Annotated in this window: 10 protein-coding genes; 4 read left to right on the top strand and 6 right to left on the bottom strand. The window is 61.6% G+C overall.

What is annotated here, in order from left to right; translation table 11 throughout:
- The first annotated feature begins 212 nt into the window (after positions 1 to 212).
- Positions 213 to 1,217: an NADP-dependent oxidoreductase gene (locus KHO07_RS21420; RefSeq protein ID WP_150732311.1), complete on the top strand. Its 1,005-nt coding sequence runs from the start codon at positions 213 to 215 to the stop codon at positions 1,215 to 1,217.
- Between the two features lie 104 nt (positions 1,218 to 1,321).
- Here the strand turns inward: KHO07_RS21420 and pyrF are convergent, their stop codons facing one another.
- A complete protein-coding gene (gene pyrF / locus KHO07_RS21425) occupies positions 1,322 to 2,020 on the bottom strand; it encodes an orotidine-5'-phosphate decarboxylase (protein ID WP_130931720.1) in 699 nt (232 codons plus the stop codon).
- 296 nt (positions 2,021 to 2,316) lie between these two features.
- Here pyrF and KHO07_RS21430 point away from each other — a divergent pair, with 296 nt between their 5' ends.
- A complete protein-coding gene (locus KHO07_RS21430; RefSeq protein ID WP_212625469.1) occupies positions 2,317 to 3,075 on the top strand; it encodes a response regulator in 759 nt (252 codons plus the stop codon).
- A complete protein-coding gene (locus KHO07_RS21435; RefSeq protein WP_150732309.1) occupies positions 3,075 to 4,124 on the top strand; it encodes a HAMP domain-containing sensor histidine kinase in 1,050 nt (349 codons plus the stop codon). Before KHO07_RS21430 ends, KHO07_RS21435 begins: the two co-directional genes overlap by 1 nt.
- Before the next feature lie 68 nt (positions 4,125 to 4,192).
- Here the strand turns inward: KHO07_RS21435 and KHO07_RS21440 are convergent, their stop codons facing one another.
- The 3 genes from KHO07_RS21440 to aceK all read right to left on the bottom strand — a co-directional run bounded on the left by KHO07_RS21440 (position 4,193) and on the right by aceK (position 11,636).
- The gene (locus KHO07_RS21440) at positions 4,193 to 5,314 is read right to left on the bottom strand and encodes a beta-ketoacyl-ACP synthase III (RefSeq protein ID WP_212625470.1); all 1,122 of its coding nucleotides are present in this window, start codon (positions 5,312 to 5,314) and stop codon (positions 4,193 to 4,195) included.
- A gap of 320 nt (positions 5,315 to 5,634) precedes the next feature.
- The gene (hrpA, locus tag KHO07_RS21445; protein WP_212625471.1) at positions 5,635 to 9,546 is read right to left on the bottom strand and encodes an ATP-dependent RNA helicase HrpA; all 3,912 of its coding nucleotides are present in this window, start codon (positions 9,544 to 9,546) and stop codon (positions 5,635 to 5,637) included.
- Positions 9,547 to 9,917: 371 nt separating this feature from the next.
- Entirely contained in the window at positions 9,918 to 11,636 is a 1,719-nt protein-coding gene (gene aceK / locus KHO07_RS21450) for a bifunctional isocitrate dehydrogenase kinase/phosphatase (RefSeq protein ID WP_212625472.1), read from the bottom strand.
- Between the two features lie 178 nt (positions 11,637 to 11,814).
- On the opposite strand from aceK, the gene KHO07_RS21455 reads away from it, so the two are divergent.
- Positions 11,815 to 12,723 (top strand): DMT family transporter, encoded by a 909-nt coding sequence (locus KHO07_RS21455; RefSeq protein ID WP_212625473.1) that lies wholly within the window; start codon positions 11,815 to 11,817, stop codon positions 12,721 to 12,723.
- A 139-nt stretch (positions 12,724 to 12,862) separates the two neighbouring features.
- Here KHO07_RS21455 and KHO07_RS21460 read toward each other — a convergent pair whose 3' ends face one another.
- Both KHO07_RS21460 and araD1 read right to left on the bottom strand, forming a co-directional pair.
- Complete coding sequence (locus KHO07_RS21460) at positions 12,863 to 14,443, bottom strand: aldehyde dehydrogenase (NADP(+)) (protein ID WP_212625474.1); 1,581 nt, start codon at positions 14,441 to 14,443, stop codon at positions 12,863 to 12,865.
- Positions 14,444 to 14,579: 136 nt separating this feature from the next.
- The gene (gene araD1, locus KHO07_RS21465) at positions 14,580 to 15,575 is read right to left on the bottom strand and encodes an AraD1 family protein (RefSeq protein ID WP_212625475.1); all 996 of its coding nucleotides are present in this window, start codon (positions 15,573 to 15,575) and stop codon (positions 14,580 to 14,582) included.
- Positions 15,576 to 15,594: the final 19 nt, after the last annotated feature.

Consider the following 15,594-nt stretch of genomic DNA (forward strand, 5'->3'; position numbering starts at 1 on the left):
GCGGGGGGTCGCGTTTTCCCAGTCTAGCCACAGCGGCCCCTGCCGAGGCAGCACTATCAGGTGGCCGGTTGGCTGCCCATGAGTTGCAGTGATGGAACTGCCGTACCAACTATCACTGCACTGGATAAACCTGCATTCGCCGCATCAGCCAAACTTGCGGCATCGCCCATGAAGGGCTATCAACAAGGCTTCATTCATCTTGAGTGCCAGTCATGACCTCCCAGACCAATCGCCAGTTCCTGCTCGCCAAACGCCCGGTGGGCGCAGCCACCCGCGAAACATTCACCTATCAGCAAGTACCGGTCGGCGAGCCGGCGGCAGGTCAGATCCTGGTCAAGAACGAATACCTGTCCCTGGACCCGGCCATGCGCGGCTGGATGAACGAAGGCAAGTCTTACATTCCGCCGGTCGGGCTTGGTGAAGTGATGCGCGCCCTGGGCGTCGGTCAGGTCGTTGCTTCGAACAATCCGCAGTTCGCCGTCGGGGACTACGTCAATGGCGCCTTGGGCGTGCAGGATTATTTCCTCGGGGAGCCGCGAGGTTTCTACAAGGTCGATCCGAAGCTGGCGCCGCTACCGCGTTATCTGTCCGCGTTGGGCATGACCGGCATGACCGCGTATTTCGCCTTGCTCGATGTCGGTGCACCGAAGGCCGGTGACACCGTGGTGCTGTCGGGTGCCGCCGGCGCGGTGGGCAGCATTGCCGGGCAAATCGCCAAGATCAAAGGTTGTCGTGTGGTCGGTATCGCCGGCGGTGCGGACAAGTGCAAGTTCCTGATCGATGAACTGGGCTTCGACGGAGCGATCGACTACAAGAGCGAAGACGTGATTGCCGGCCTCAAGCGCGAATGCCCGAAAGGCGTCGACGTGTATTTCGACAACGTCGGCGGCGATATTCTCGACGCGGTGCTGAGCCGTCTGAACATGAAGGCGCGCGTGGTGATCTGCGGCGCCATCAGCCAGTACAACAACAAGGAAGCGGTCAAGGGCCCGGCCAACTACCTGTCGTTGCTGGTCAACCGCGCGCGCATGGAAGGTTTCGTGGTGATGGACTACGCCGCGCAGTTCGCCAGTGCCGCGCAGGAAATGGGCGGCTGGATGGCCAAGGGGCAGCTCAAGAGCAAGGAAGACATCGTGGAAGGACTGGAGACGTTTCCGGAGACGCTGATGAAATTGTTCAGCGGGGAGAATTTCGGCAAATTGGTGTTGAAGGTTTAACCCCAACCTGTAGGAGCCGGCTTGCTGGCGATGGCCCCACCGCGCGGGTTCAGGTGAACCGTGGTGAGGCTATCGCCAGCAAGCCGACTCCTACAGATCGATATTCAGGCGAGTTCGGCTACCACAGCGGCCAACGCCTTCGCTGGATCGGCTGCCTGGCTGATCGGACGGCCGATCACCAGGTAGTCGGAACCGGCGTCCAATGCCTGACGCGGGGTCAGGATGCGGCGCTGGTCGTCCTGGGCGCTGCCCGCCGGACGAATCCCCGGGGTCACCAGTTGCAGCGACGGGTGCGCCGACTTCAGGGCCTGGGCTTCCAGGGCCGAGCACACCAGACCGTCCATCCCGGCTTTTTCCGCCAATGCGGCCAGGCGCAGCACTTGCTCTTGCGGCTCGATGTCCAGGCCGATGCCCGCCAGATCCTCACGCTCCATGCTGGTCAACACGGTCACACCGATCAGCAGAGGCTGTGGGCCGCTGCGCTTGTCCAGCACTTCACGGCAGGCCGCCATCATGCGCAAGCCACCGGAACAATGAACGTTGACCATCCACACGCCCATTTCCGCTGCCGCTTTCACAGCCATGGCGGTGGTGTTTGGAATGTCGTGGAACTTGAGGTCCAGGAACACTTCGAAGCCCTTGTCACGCAGGGTGCCGACGATTTCCGAGGCGCAACTGGTGAAGAGTTCTTTACCGACTTTGACCCGGCACAGTTTCGGGTCCAACTGATCGGCCAGCTTCAGTGCGGCGTCACGGGTAGGGAAATCCAGGGCGACGATGATAGGAGTCTGGCAGGCGGACATGAGTGGGCTCTCAGGCAAGTCGAAATCGGCGCGCATTGTAGCGGAACCAGCGCCGCTGCGGGACCCGATGATCGGTAAATCGTCGATAGCGCTCAGGCAAGACTAGCCTTTGCCGCAATTGTGTCGAGTTCGGTACACATCCGACATGCCCGCAACACCCTTGTCCGCTACCCTCGCCAACCGCAATACGTCCTTACAACAGCACTTCCCGCCCCCGGGCCGGACGCCTATGCTGAAACCACAACCTCGCAGCCCATCTTTGTGGTTGGCAGCCTACCTGGCAGATGAACGCACGCATGCTCAACACCCAAGCCCCCCTGAACGACGATCAAAAAGCGCCCGGCGACGACAAACGCTGGAACATTCGCGCCCTGATCGTCGACGATGACGTCCCGATCCGCGAACTGATGATCGACTACCTGGCCCGGTTCAACATCCACGCCAGCGGCGTCACCGATGGCGCCGCCATGCGCGTAGCCCTGCAAGCCGAGCATTTCGATGTGGTGGTGCTCGACCTGATGCTGCCGGGCGAAGACGGTCTGTCGCTGTGCCGCTGGCTGCGCGCCGAGTCGGATATCCCGATCCTGATGCTCACGGCCCGTTGCGAACCCACCGACCGGATCATCGGCCTGGAACTGGGTGCCGACGATTACATGGCCAAGCCATTCGAACCACGGGAACTGGTGGCGCGCATCCAGACCATCCTGCGTCGGGTGCGCGACGACCGCAGTGAACAGCGGGCGAACATCCGTTTCGACAACTGGCGCCTGAACAGCGTGTTGCGCCAGTTGATCGCCGCAGACGGTTTGGTGGTGCCGCTGTCCAACGCAGAATTCCGCTTGCTCTGGGTATTCATCGAACGTCCGCGCCGGGTCCTGAGCCGCGAGCAACTGCTTGATGCGGCCCGCGGGCGCTCGATCGAAGCGTTTGATCGCAGCATTGACCTGCTGGTGTCGCGCTTGCGCCAGAAACTGGGGGACGACCCCAAGGCACCGCAACTGATCAAAACCGTGCGCGGCGAAGGCTATCTGTTCGACGCACGAGACATCGGCTGATGCGCGGGCGCTTCGATACGCTGTTCGGTCGCCTGTTTGGCGTGCTGCTGGTGGCGATTATCCTGGCGCACCTGCTGGCGTTTGCCTGGTTTCGCCATTACGGCCCTCCACCACCACCGCCGCCCGCGGAGTTTTCCGAAGCGTTTGACGGACAACGTCCGGCACCCGACCCGCGATTCGACGGTCGACCGCCACGGCCATGGTTCGGTGGGCCAGTGGTGCCGCTGACGTTCCAGTTGATCTCGTTGATCATCGCTGCGTGGTACGGCGCCAAACTGCTGAGCCGACCGATCCAGCGTCTGAGCGACGCCGCCGAGCGCCTGAGCGAAAACCTCGACAGCGAGCCGCTCGATGAAACCGGTCCACGGGAGGCGCGGCAGGCGGCGCACACCTTCAACAAGATGCAGCGCAAGATCATCGAGCAGGTGAAGCAGCGCTCGCGCATGCTCGGCGCAGTGTCCCACGACCTGCGTACGCCACTGTCACGCCTGAAGCTGCGACTGGAACAGATCGACGATGACAGACTGCAGGGCCAGATGCGCCAGGATCTGGACGACATGATCAGCATGCTCGACGCCACCCTCACCTACCTGCACGAACAGCGCACCAGCGAGCAACCGCAGTTGATGGATGTGCAGGCGTTGGTTGAATCCCTGTGCGAAAACGCCCAGGACCAGGGCGCCGACGTACAGGCCAATGGTCATTGCGCACCACTGCAAGTACAACCCATGGCGCTGCGTTCCTGCGTCAACAACCTGCTGGACAACGCCCTGCGTTATGCCGGCCAGGCGCTGATTACCCTCGAAGACCATCGCGAGCAGTTGATCATTCGAGTGATCGACCATGGCCCTGGCATCGCGGCGGAGCAACGTGAAGCGGTGTTTGAACCGTTCTTTCGCCTGGAAGGTTCGCGCAATCGCAACTCCGGTGGAGTGGGCCTGGGCATGACCATCGCCCGTGAGGCGGCTGAACGTCTGGGCGGAGAGTTGAAGCTGGAGGAAACTCCGGGTGGCGGGCTGACGGCGGTCATTCGTTTGCCGCGAATTTGAATATCGCGGCGATCCACTGTGGAAGCGAGCCTGCTCGCTCCCACAAGGACCGGGGGTAACCCGAAGACTCAGCGCTTGCGCAGAATCACGCTACCGATCGAGTAACCGGCACCGAACGAGCTGAGAACCGCCAGGGATCCGGCCGGCAGATCGTCCTGGTTCTTGTGGAACGAAATGACCGAACCGGCGGAACTGGTGTTGGCGTAGGTGTCGAGAATCACCGGCGCTTCCTGTTCGGTGGCGTCGCGACCGAGCAGTTTCTTGACGATCAGGTGGTTCATGCTGAGGTTGGCCTGGTGCAGCCAGAAGCGCTTCACGTCGCTGACGTTGAGCTGGTTTTCTTCCAGGTGCGCACCGATCAGTTCGGCCACCATCGGGCACACTTCCTTGAACACCTTGCGACCTTCCTGGACAAACAGTTTGTCCTTGGCACCGATGCCCTCTTCCGCTGCGCGGTTGAGGAAGCCGAAGTTGTTGCGGATGTTGTTGGAGAACTTGGTCAGCAGCTTGGTGCTGACGATGTCGAACTGGTACTCGGACGTGGCCAGGTCGGCGCGTTCGATGATCACGGCAGTGGCCGCATCACCGAAGATGAAGTGACTGTCGCGGTCGCGGAAGTTCAAGTGACCGGTGCAGACTTCCGGGTTGACCATCAGGATCGCCCGGGCCTGGCCCAGCTGGATGCTGTTGGCGGCGGCCTGAATACCGAAGGTCGCCGAAGAACACGCCACGTTCATGTCGAAACCGAAACCCTGGATGCCCAGCGCTTCCTGTACTTCGATGGCAATGGCCGGGTAGGCACGTTGCAGGTTGGAGCAAGCGACGATCACGCCGTCGATGTCCGCTGCGGTCTTGCCGGCGCGTTGCAAGGCTTGCTCGGCGGCGCCGATGGCCATCTGGCAGAGCACCGACCATTCGTCGTTAGAGCGCTCCGGCAGGCGTGGCGCCATGCGTTGCGGGTCGAGAATGCCTTCCTTGTCCATGACAAAGCGGCTCTTGATGCCGGATGCTTTTTCGATGAACGCTGCGCTGGACTCGGTCAATGCTTCGATTTCGCCGCGAGCGATGGCATCGGCGTTGTCGGCGTTGAATTGCGCGACATAGGCATTGAAAGACTGCACCAGCTCTTCGTTGGAGATGCTGTTGGCCGGGGTGTACAGGCCGGTGCCACTGATGACGACGTTATGCATGGTCGTGTCTCTAATCTGTTCAGGCAGAAAGCATTGGCACCGTCGTACCAATACACAAAGGGTCTATTCCCATCCGGGGGACGCAAACCTGGCATCGCTTTATTCCGGTCTGCCCGCAGTGGCGAAGGCTCAAAACCGCGGGGCCGGCGTTTATAGGCGCGAAGTTTGCCATAAACCCAGGGTTTTCGCCCTATTTGGGAGATGACCCGCCATGAAACAGCGTTTCGGAATGCGGATGAAGGACCTGTAGGAGCCGGCTTGCTGGCGACAGCGCTCTTAAGAACGCCATCGCCAGCAAGCCGTCTCCTACGGGGTCTGCGTCAGGGCTCGACCTGGGTCCACTGTTTGTTCAGGCGTTTGTCGGAGATCGGCACCTTGGTCCCTAATTGCTGGGCGAACAGCGAAACCCGGTATTCCTCCAGCCACCAGCGATACAGCTCCAGCTGCGGATCGCGCTTGCCTTCCTGGGCGTGCTTGTTGGCGCGGGTCTGGTATTGCGTCCAAAGGCCCGACAACTCGCCGCTCCAGACCCGGTCTCGTTGCACCTGAGCAGCGATTTTCTCGAAGCGCTGTTCGATCGCCTTGAGATATCGCGGCAACTCCTTGAGCCATTGCATCGGCGTTTCCCGGACGAACCCCGGATACACCAGGTGACTGAGCTGCTGCTTGATGTCGTTAAGGGCCACGGCCTGTGCCAGGTCGATCTTGCCCTTGAAGCGCTTTTGCAGGCCATGCCAATGCTTGAGGATTTCCAGCGTCAGCTTCGCCACCCGCTCGGCGTGCTCGGTCCACGCGCCACGCTTGCGTTCGGCCAACGACGCCAGGCCGGCGCCGTCGCGAGGTAACGGGTCTTCACCTTCAAGAATGCAGCTGTCGAGGCTGGCCAGCAGAATGTCTTCGATCAGCGCATCGACACGGCCCATGTCGCGGTACAGCAGGCCCAGCTCGGTCAGGCCCGGCAACTTGCCGCGCAGGAACTTCGCCGGGTCGGCCAGTTGCTGCATCAACAACCGCTGCAAGGCCCGACGATGCTGGAACTCCGCCTCGGCCGGGGTCGAGAACCGTCCTTCCTTGACCGTACCGCCCTCTTCCACCAACGCCGGATACACCGTCATCGACAGCCCGGCGATCTTCTGTTGGGTCTTCTCGGCAACCGCGGCAAACACCTTCGGCTCGACCGGTTGTTGGCTTTTCGCGGTTTGCGGCACCGCCAACGCGGCCTGACTCGCCTCGGCAAAACGCGCCGTCAGCTCGGCCAGATCACGGCCTTCACCAAGGAACTTGCCTTGGGCGTCGACGATTTCCAGGTTCATGCGCAAATGGCTTTCGACCTGCTGCGCCGCTTCGCTCCAGGCTTCATCGCTGACCCGGGCGCCAGTCATGCGCAGCAACTCGCGGCCCAAAGCCTGAGGCAACGAGCCCTCGGCGAAGGTCATGCGTTGCAACGCGGCTTTGACGAAGTCCGGCACCGGCACGAAGTTCTTGCGCAACGCCTTGGGCAGGTTGCGCACCAGGGCAATGCACTTGGCCTCGATGACACCCGGCACCAGCCACTCAAGGCGCTCCGGCGGCAGCATCGGCAACAGCGGCGCCGGCACGCGCAGGGTCACGCCGTCGCGCGGGTGGTTCGGTTCGAAGTGGTAGCTGAGGGCCAATTCCAGATCGCCGATGTGCAGCGTGTCCGGGTAATGCTGCGCGGTGACTTCGCTGGCTTCGCGGGCCAGTACGTCTTCTTCGCGCATGATCAACAGCTGCGGGTCTTTCTGGCTGTTGATCCGATACCAGCTGTCGAAGGTCGCGGTCTGATGGATTTCCGCCGGCAGCCGCGCATCGTAGAAGGCGAACAGGGTTTCTTCGTCGGCAAGAATGTCGCGACGTCGGGCCTTGGCTTCCAGTTCGTCGAGCTGTTCCAGCAATTGCTTGTTGGCGGTCAGGCACTTGGCCTTGGACTGAATCTCGCCACGCACCAGCGCTTCACGAATGAACAGCTCGCGGGACACCACCGGATCGACCGGGCCGTAATGCACCGGCCGGCGACCGACCACGATCAGCCCGAACAGAGTGATCTGCTCGAAGGCAACCACCTGGCCGCGCTTCTTCTCCCAATGCGGTTCGAAGTGGTTTTTCTTGATCAGGTGCCCGGCCAGCGGCTCGATCCAGTCGGCATCGATCTTCGCCACCATCCGCGCGTAGAGCTTGGTGGTTTCCACCAGTTCGGCGGTCATCAGCCATTGTGGGCGCTTCTTGCCGATGCCCGACGACGGGTGAATCCAGAAGCGCCGCTGCCGTGCGCCGAGGTAGTCGCCGTCTTCGGTTTTCTGGCCGATCTGGCTAAGCAAACCCACCAGCACCGCTTTGTGCAGTTTCGGATAGTCCGCCGGCTCTTTGTTGAGGCTCAGCTGCATGTCGCGGCAGATCAGGCTCAACTGGCGATGGGAATCGCGCCACTCGCGCAGGCGCAGGTAATTCAGGAAGTTCTTGCGGCACCAGTTACGCAACGGACTGGCCGTCAGCGCCTGGCGCTGCTCTTCGAACCCGCGCCACAGATTGACCAGCCCGGCGAAGTCCGAGTCGACATCCTTCCATTGTGCGTGGGCCTGATCCGCCGCTTGCTGTCGCTCCGGCGGGCGCTCGCGCGGGTCCTGGATCGACATGGCGCTGGCGACAATCAGCACTTCCTGCAAGCTGCCGAGCTTGGCCGCTTCGAGCAACATGCGGCCCATGCGCGGGTCCACCGGCAGCCGCGCCAATTGCCGACCGAGCGGGGTCAGCTGGCTGTTGCGGTCCACCGCCGAGAGTTCTTGCAGCAGGTTGTAGCCGTCGCTGATCGCCTTGCCATCCGGCGGCTCGATAAACGGGAACGCCGTGACCTCGCCGAGGCGCAGGTGCAGCATCTGCAAAATAACGGCTGCAAGGTTGGTCCGCAGGATTTCCGGATCGGTAAATTCCGGGCGCCCGAGGAAATCTTCTTCACTGTAGAGGCGCACGCAGATGCCCGGCTCGACCCGCCCGCAACGACCTTTACGCTGGTTGGCACTGGCCTGGGAAATCGCTTCGATGGGCAGCCGCTGGACCTTGGCGCGGTAGCTGTAGCGACTGATGCGCGCGGTGCCACTGTCGATCACGTAGCGGATACCCGGCACGGTCAGCGAGGTTTCCGCGACGTTGGTCGCCAGTACCACACGGCGGCCTGGGTGCGACTGGAAAATCCGCTGCTGTTCGGCCGGCGACAGCCGCGCGTACAACGGCAGAATTTCGGTGTGTTTGAGCTGGGCTTTACGCAGCATGTCCGCAGCGTCGCGAATCTCGCGCTCGCCGGGCAGGAACACCAGCACGTCACCGGGACTGCGGCGTTCGCTGCGCTCATAAGCGGCGATTTCGTCGAGGGTGGCGAGGATCGCCTGGTCCACGGTCAAGTCATCCTCGACACGGTTGCCCTCTTCATCCTGCTCCAGTGTCAGCGGGCGGTACCAGGTGTCTACCGGGAAGGTACGCCCGGACACTTCGACAATGGGCGCATCGTCGAAGTGCTTGGAGAAGCGCTCCAGATCGATGGTCGCCGACGTGATGATGACTTTCAGGTCGGGGCGACGCGGCAGCAGGGTTTTCAGGTAGCCGAGCAGGAAGTCGATGTTGAGGCTGCGCTCGTGGGCTTCATCGACGATGATCGTATCGTAGCGTTCCAGGTAACGGTCGTTCTGGGTTTCCGCCAGCAGGATGCCGTCGGTCATCAGTTTGATCAGGGTGTTGGAATCGCTTTGATCCTCGAACCGCACCTGATAACCGACCAGCGCGCCCAACGGCGTACCCAATTCTTCTGCGACCCGCGCGGCCACGCTGCGTGCGGCGATGCGGCGCGGCTGGGTGTGGCCGATCAGGCCATGTTGGCCACGACCGATTTCCAGGCAGATCTTCGGCAACTGGGTGGTTTTACCCGAACCGGTCTCGCCCGCGATGATCAGCACCTGATGCTTTTCCAGCGCTTTCTTGATTTCGTCGCGCTTGGCGGCAATCGGCAGGCTGTCGTCGTAACGAATCACCGGCAGGCTGGCGCGGCGCGCCAGCACCTGATCACAGGACGCCTGCATGCGCGCCACCCATTGGGCCAGCTTGGCCTCATCGGGTTTCTTGCGCAGCTCAAGCAACTGCCGCCGCAGCCGGTGGCGGTCGGCGAGCATGGCGTGATCGAGGTTTTTCAGCAGTTTGTCGATGGAGGGCGATTCGTCGGTCATCGGGTACGCAATTCAGTCGTCTAGTGGCGCAGGTTGGCGATTGTCGCAGATTTGACCACTTCTGTGGCGAGGGGGCATTTGTGGCCAGATCGCTTTTGTGGCGAGGGAGCTTTTGTGGCCAGAGCACTTTTGTGGCGAGGGAGCTTGCTCCCGTTCGACTGCGCAGCAGTCGCAATCAGGCGATCTCGATAAGTCTGAAACTGCGCGGCGCCTGGTTTCGGGGGCGCTTCGCACCCCAGCGGGAGCAAGCTCCCTCGCCACTGGGTGTTCACCCTAGACCTGTAGGAGCCCGGCTTGCCGGCGATGGCGTCCGTAAGACCGCTATCGCCGGCAAGCCGGGCTCCTACAGGTTTGTGGTGGCTCCAATGAAGTTACTCGTTATCCAGACCTTTGCGGCGATAGGGAAATACGTCGATTACTTTGCCGGCGCGAATCGCCTCTTGCAGGCTTTTCCAGTAGTCGGCGTTGTACAACTCGCCATGCAGTTGATCGAACAGCTTGCGCTGCCCCGAATCGGCAAACAGGAACGGCGGAAACTCTTCAGGGAACACATCCAGTGGCCCGATCGAATACCACGGTTCGGACGCCATTTCGTCTTCCGGTGTACGCGGCTCGGGAATGTGGCGGAAGTTGGCTTCAGTCAGGAAGCAGATTTCGTCGTAGTCATAAAACACCACACGACCGTGGCGGGTCACGCCGAAGTTCTTCAGCAGCATGTCCCCGGGAAAAATGTTCGCCGCCGCCAGTTGCTTGATCGCCAGGCCGTAATCTTCCAGCGCTTCGCGCACCTGCGCTTCGTTGGCGTTTTCCAGGTACAGATTCAGCGGCGTCATGCGGCGCTCGGTCCAGCAGTGGCGGATCAGCACCGTGTCGCCTTCCACCGACACCGTTGACGGCGCGACTTCCAGCAGCTCTTCCAGGCACGCCGGATCGAATTTGCTTAGCGGAAAACGGAAGTCGGCGAACTCCTGGGTATCGGCCATGCGCCCGACGCGGTCGACGCTTTTCACCAGGCGATACTTTTCGATCACCGTGGCGCGGTCGACGTTTTTCGACGGCGAGAAACGGTCCTTGATGATTTTGAATACGGTGTTGAACCCCGGCAGCGTGAACACGCTCATGACCATGCCGCGCACACCGGGGGCCATGATGAACTGGTCGTCGGTGTTGGCCAGGTGATTGATCAGCGCTCGGTAAAACTCGGACTTGCCGTGCTTGTAGAAACCGATCGAGGTGTACAGCTCGGCGATGTGCTTGCCCGGCAAAATGCGTTTAAGGAAGCCGATGAACTCAGCCGGCACTGGCACATCCACCATGAAATACGAACGGGTGAACGAGAAAATGATCGACACGTCCGCCTCGTCGGTGATCAGCGCGTCGATCTGGATGCCGCGACCCTCCAGGTGCAACAACGGGATCGCCAGCGGCCATTGTTCGTCGGCGGTGTAGATGCGCCCCACCAGGTAAGCGCCCTTGTTGCGGTAAAGCACCGAGGAAAACAGTTCGACGCTCAGTTCCGGGTCCTTGCACACCCAGTCCGGCAGGTTCTCGCGCAGTTGTGCTTCGAGGCGCTTGAGGTCGCCGGACAGGTCGGCGTATTCCTCGCTGAAGCGGTAATCGGCAAAGATGCTCGCGAGCATGCCGGACAATTGCCCTTGGGGTTTATAGGTGCGGGTTTGCGCAGCGCGGGCCCGGCGCAGGCTGGGTCGGGTGGTGTGGATAAACATGCAGCCATCGCTGATCAGGTCATGGCTGAACAATCCGCAAAAAATCGAGTTGTACCAGGTCTCGGACAGTTCATCGTCGAAGCGCAGGTCGATCAGGCTGATGTAGGCGCTTTTCACCAGTGGCCAGCAGCTGACGTCCAGCGTGTCGGTGTCAAATGCCGTGCGCAAGCGGCCCACCGTTTCACTGACTTTTTCTTCATACAGGCTGATCCGCGCGGCCGACGCCGACTGCGCCTCCTGCCACTTGGCCTGTTCGAAGCGGGCACGGGCGCCGTCGGTGATCTGGCGAAAATGCTCGCGGTAATCGTCAAAGCCATCGAGGATCAAACGGGCGATGTCGGCGGCTGGCCATTGCTGCGGCATGGTGAGACCTCTGCGGGAATTCGTGAGCCTTGAGCTTAGCCAGTGAAACGGGTGCAGGAGAAGCGTAATTTTGTGACTGCCGCGTCATCAACGCCTTGAGAGTTACCTGCTCGTTTTCCGGTTGCCATCGATCAGGCGCTCAGCAACACTCTCGCCCTCATCAAGGAAGGAACGCGCTGTGAACCCCGTCGATTTATTCCGTTTACTGTCACTTGCGGCCATTTGGGGGGCGAGCTTCCTGTTCATGCGCATCATTGCGCCGGTGATAGGCAGCATCCCTACCGCTTTTTTCCGTGTGTCGATTGCCGCTGCCGGGTTGCTGGTGATTCTGGGGCTGATGCGTATCAGCTGGGATTTCAAGGGCAAACTGAAAACCGTAATGCTGCTCGGGGTGATCAACTCCGGCATTCCGGCGACGCTCTATTCGGTGGCCGCGCAGGTGCTGCCCGCCGGTTATTCGTCGATTTTCAATGCCACCACCCCGTTGATGGGCGTGTTGATCGGCGGCCTGTTTTTCCATGAACGGCTCACCGGCGCCAAGCTCGGCGGCGTGTTCCTCGGGCTGTTCGGCGTGGGCGTGCTGACCCGTGCCGGTCCGGTGGCGTTCGATATGGAACTGCTGATGGGTGCCGTCGCCTGCCTGCTCGCGACCACGTGCTACGGATTTGCGGGCTTTCTGGCGCGCCGCTGGCTCGATCAGGCCGGAGGTCTCGACAGCCGCTTGTCGGCACTGGGCAGCATGCTCGGCGCGACGCTGTTCCTGCTGCCGCTGTTCGGCTACAGCGTTATCAGCCAACCACCGGCGAGCTGGGGCGGCTGGAGTGTCTGGCTATCGCTGCTGGGATTGGGCCTGGGCTGCACGGCGTTTGCGTACATCATTTACTTCCGCCTCCTGAGCTCGGTTGGCCCGGTGAAATCGATGACCACGACCTTCCTGATCCCGCTGTTCGGTGTGTTGTGGGGCGCGCTGTTTCTGGATGAGCCGCTGTCGATGGCGCATATCTATGGCGGGGTATTGATTGCCGTGGCGTTGTGGCTGGTGTTGAAGCCGGCACTGGTGAAGGTGGCTAAGGTAGCGGCCAAATAGATTTGTGGTGCCGCTGATGACGCCATCGCTGGCAAGCCAGCGCCTACAAGGGATCGGGGTTGCCCACGTAATTTACGTACAACACCTGACACTGTAGGAGCTGGCTTGCCAGCGATAGCGGTCGATCAGGCACCCACATCTAAAGGGCTAAAGCACTCACCTCCCCATCCACCAACCGCCGTATGCCCAGCGGATTGGCATCCTGCAACGCCTCGGGCAGCAACGCATCCGGATAATTCTGGAAACACACCGGCCGCAGGAACCGATCAATAGCCAGCGTGCCCACCGATGTGCCCCGCGAATCCGAGGTCGCCGGATACGGCCCGCCATGCACCATCGCCTCACACACCTCAACTCCGGTCGGATAGCCGTTGAGCAAAATCCGCCCGACTTTCTCTTGCAGCACCTCTGCCAGCCAACGATATTCCAGCAACTCGTCTGCCTCGCCGATCAAGGTCGCCGTCAATTGCCCGTGCAGGCCGTGCAATGCCGCCGCCAACTGCGCGCGATCTTCGACTTCGATGACAATGGTGGTTGGTCCGAACACCTCCTCCTGCAGCAGTTCATCGCCCTTGAGCAACAGGCTGACATCGGCCTTGAACACTTGCGGGTGCGCCTGAGTGCCCTGTTGCGGCTTGCCCGCCAGATGCGTCAGGCCCGGATGTTCATGTAACTCGCCAAGGCCTTGACTGTAGCTGGCGAGAGCGCCGGCATTGAGCATGGTCTGCGCCGGTTGCTGGTTCATGCTGGCGCAGAAGGTTTCCAGAAACAGGCTGAACTGCGGCGAACGCAAGCCGATGACCAGACCCGGATTGGTACAGAACTGACCACAACCCAACGTCACCGAACCGGCCAGTTGCGCCGCAATCTGCTCACCGCGCACTGCCAGTGCCTCGGGCAACAGGAACACCGGGTTGATGCTCGACATCTCGGCGAACACCGGAATCGGCTGCGCCCGGTTGGCGGCCATGTGGCTCAAGGCATTGCCGCCCTTGAGCGAACCGGTGAAGCCCACCGCCCGAATGGCCGGATGCTTGACCAGCCACTCACCGACACCGCCGCCATAAATCATGTTGAATACGCCAGTCGGCATTTCGGTCCGTTCAGCGGCACGGATGATCGCATCGGCCACCCACTCGGCGGTTGCCATGTGGCCGCTGTGGGCCTTGAACACCACTGGGCAACCGGCGGCGAGCGCTGACGCGGTATCGCCGCCAGCGGTGGAAAACGCCAACGGGAAATTGCTCGCGCCGAACACCGCCACGGGCCCCAGGGCGATGCGGTACTGACGCAGATCCGGGCGCGGCAATGGCTGGCGCTCCGGCAACGCGCGGTCGATGCGCGCGCCGTAGAAATCACCGCGACGCAGTACTTTGGCGAACAGGCGCAACTGGCCGCTGGTGCGTCCCCGTTCCCCTTGAATGCGCCCGGCCGGCAACGCGGTTTCGCGGCACACGGTAGCGACGAAGTCATCGCCCAGTCCGTCGATTTCATCGGCAATGGCATCGAGGAACCGGGCACGTTTTTCCGCACTCAAGTTGCGATAGATCGGGTACGCCGCAGCAGCGGCTTTGGCGGCTGCATCTACCTCACTTTCGGATGCCTGGAAAAATGTGCCGGGCAAGGGTTCGCCGGTGGTCGCATCGAGGCTTTGCAATTGCAAGGTGCCGTTGGCGCTGCGGCGACCGCCGATGTAGTTGTGTCCAAAAAGAATGGTCATGTGGATTCCTTGATCAATGGCAAACCTTGCAGGAGCCGGCTTGCTGGCGATGGCGTCCACAAGGACGGCACAAGGCTGGAAGGCCAATCGCTGGCAAGCCAGCTCCTACAGGTTCGTCGGCGTTCCCGATGCGGGGTCAGAGTGTGCGCACCTGACCGATTTGCAACGGCTGGGCACTTTCACCAATGCCGTTGACCAATGGCGCACCGAACTCGTCGAGGCTGATCTGGAAACGATCCCCCGGCTGGGTCCTCACACCGTCGGCGAACGACAAGGTCGCGGTGCCGAAGTAATGCACATGGACGTCACCAGGGCGCAAAAATTGCGCGTACTTGAAGTGGTGGAATTCAAGGTTGGCCAGGCTGTGGCACATGTTGTCTTCGCCGCTGAGAAATTCCTTTTCCCAGATCGTTTCACCATTGCGCTTGATGCGGCTGGTACCGACCAGATGCTTGGGCAATTCACCGACGCGCAGCTCCGGACCGTAGGAGCAGCTGCGCAGTTTCGAGTGGGCGAGGTACAGGTAATTGCGCCGCTCCATGACATGGTCGGAGAACTCATTGCCCAGTGCATAACCGACCCGATACGGCTGGCCGTCGTCGCCGATCACGTAGAGGCCGGTCAGCTCCGGTTCTTCACCGGCATCCTCGGCAAACGGCGGCACCGGGAAGTCCGCGCCGGGGCGCACGACAATGCTGCCGTCGCCTTTGTAGAACCATTCCGGTTGTGCACCGACCTGCCCCGCCGCAGGTTTGCCGCCTTCAAGGCCCCATTTGAAGATGCGCATGGTGTCGGTCATGCCGGCTTCCACCGCACCTTCCTGCTGGTGCATTTTGTCCCGCGCCGAGGCGCTGCCCAAATGGGTCAGGCCGGTGCCGCTGATCAGGCAATGGGCCGGGTCTTCATGGTCGAGTGGCGGCAGGACTTTGCCTTGTTGCAACAGCTGTGCGTAATCCGGGCCCGGCTCGGTGCCGCGCAAGGCGACCTCTTCTTGCAGGCTGCGTTTGCCGCGGATCGCGGCGAGTGCCAGTTCACGGGTGTTGCGGGTGCCTTGGAGCACTTGGACTTGTGCCCCGTCGACGAGTCCGACCTGGCGCTCCCCGTTGGCGTTTTCGAATTGAATCAGGCGCATGCTGGCCTCCAGAAATTCA

Origin of the sequence: Pseudomonas sp. PP3 (assembly GCF_905336995.1) — a bacterium.
Lineage (GTDB): Bacteria > Pseudomonadota > Gammaproteobacteria > Pseudomonadales > Pseudomonadaceae > Aquipseudomonas > Aquipseudomonas reinekei.

What these genes read in the sequence shown, in the direction of transcription:
- KHO07_RS21420 (WP_150732311.1), top strand. Translation starts at nt 213, where the DNA reads ATGACCTCCCAGACCAATCGCCAGTTCCTGCTCGCCAAACGCCCGGTG.
- pyrF (WP_130931720.1), bottom strand. Translation starts at nt 2,020, where the DNA reads ATGTCCGCCTGCCAGACTCCTATCATCGTCGCCCTGGATTTCCCTACC.
- KHO07_RS21430 (WP_212625469.1), top strand. Translation starts at nt 2,317, where the DNA reads ATGCTCAACACCCAAGCCCCCCTGAACGACGATCAAAAAGCGCCCGGC.
- KHO07_RS21435 (WP_150732309.1), top strand. Translation starts at nt 3,075, where the DNA reads ATGCGCGGGCGCTTCGATACGCTGTTCGGTCGCCTGTTTGGCGTGCTG.
- KHO07_RS21440 (WP_212625470.1), bottom strand. Translation starts at nt 5,314, where the DNA reads ATGCATAACGTCGTCATCAGTGGCACCGGCCTGTACACCCCGGCCAAC.
- hrpA (WP_212625471.1), bottom strand. Translation starts at nt 9,546, where the DNA reads ATGACCGACGAATCGCCCTCCATCGACAAACTGCTGAAAAACCTCGAT.
- aceK (WP_212625472.1), bottom strand. Translation starts at nt 11,636, where the DNA reads ATGCCGCAGCAATGGCCAGCCGCCGACATCGCCCGTTTGATCCTCGAT.
- KHO07_RS21460 (WP_212625474.1), bottom strand. Translation starts at nt 14,443, where the DNA reads ATGACCATTCTTTTTGGACACAACTACATCGGCGGTCGCCGCAGCGCC.
- araD1 (WP_212625475.1), bottom strand. Translation starts at nt 15,575, where the DNA reads ATGCGCCTGATTCAATTCGAAAACGCCAACGGGGAGCGCCAGGTCGGA.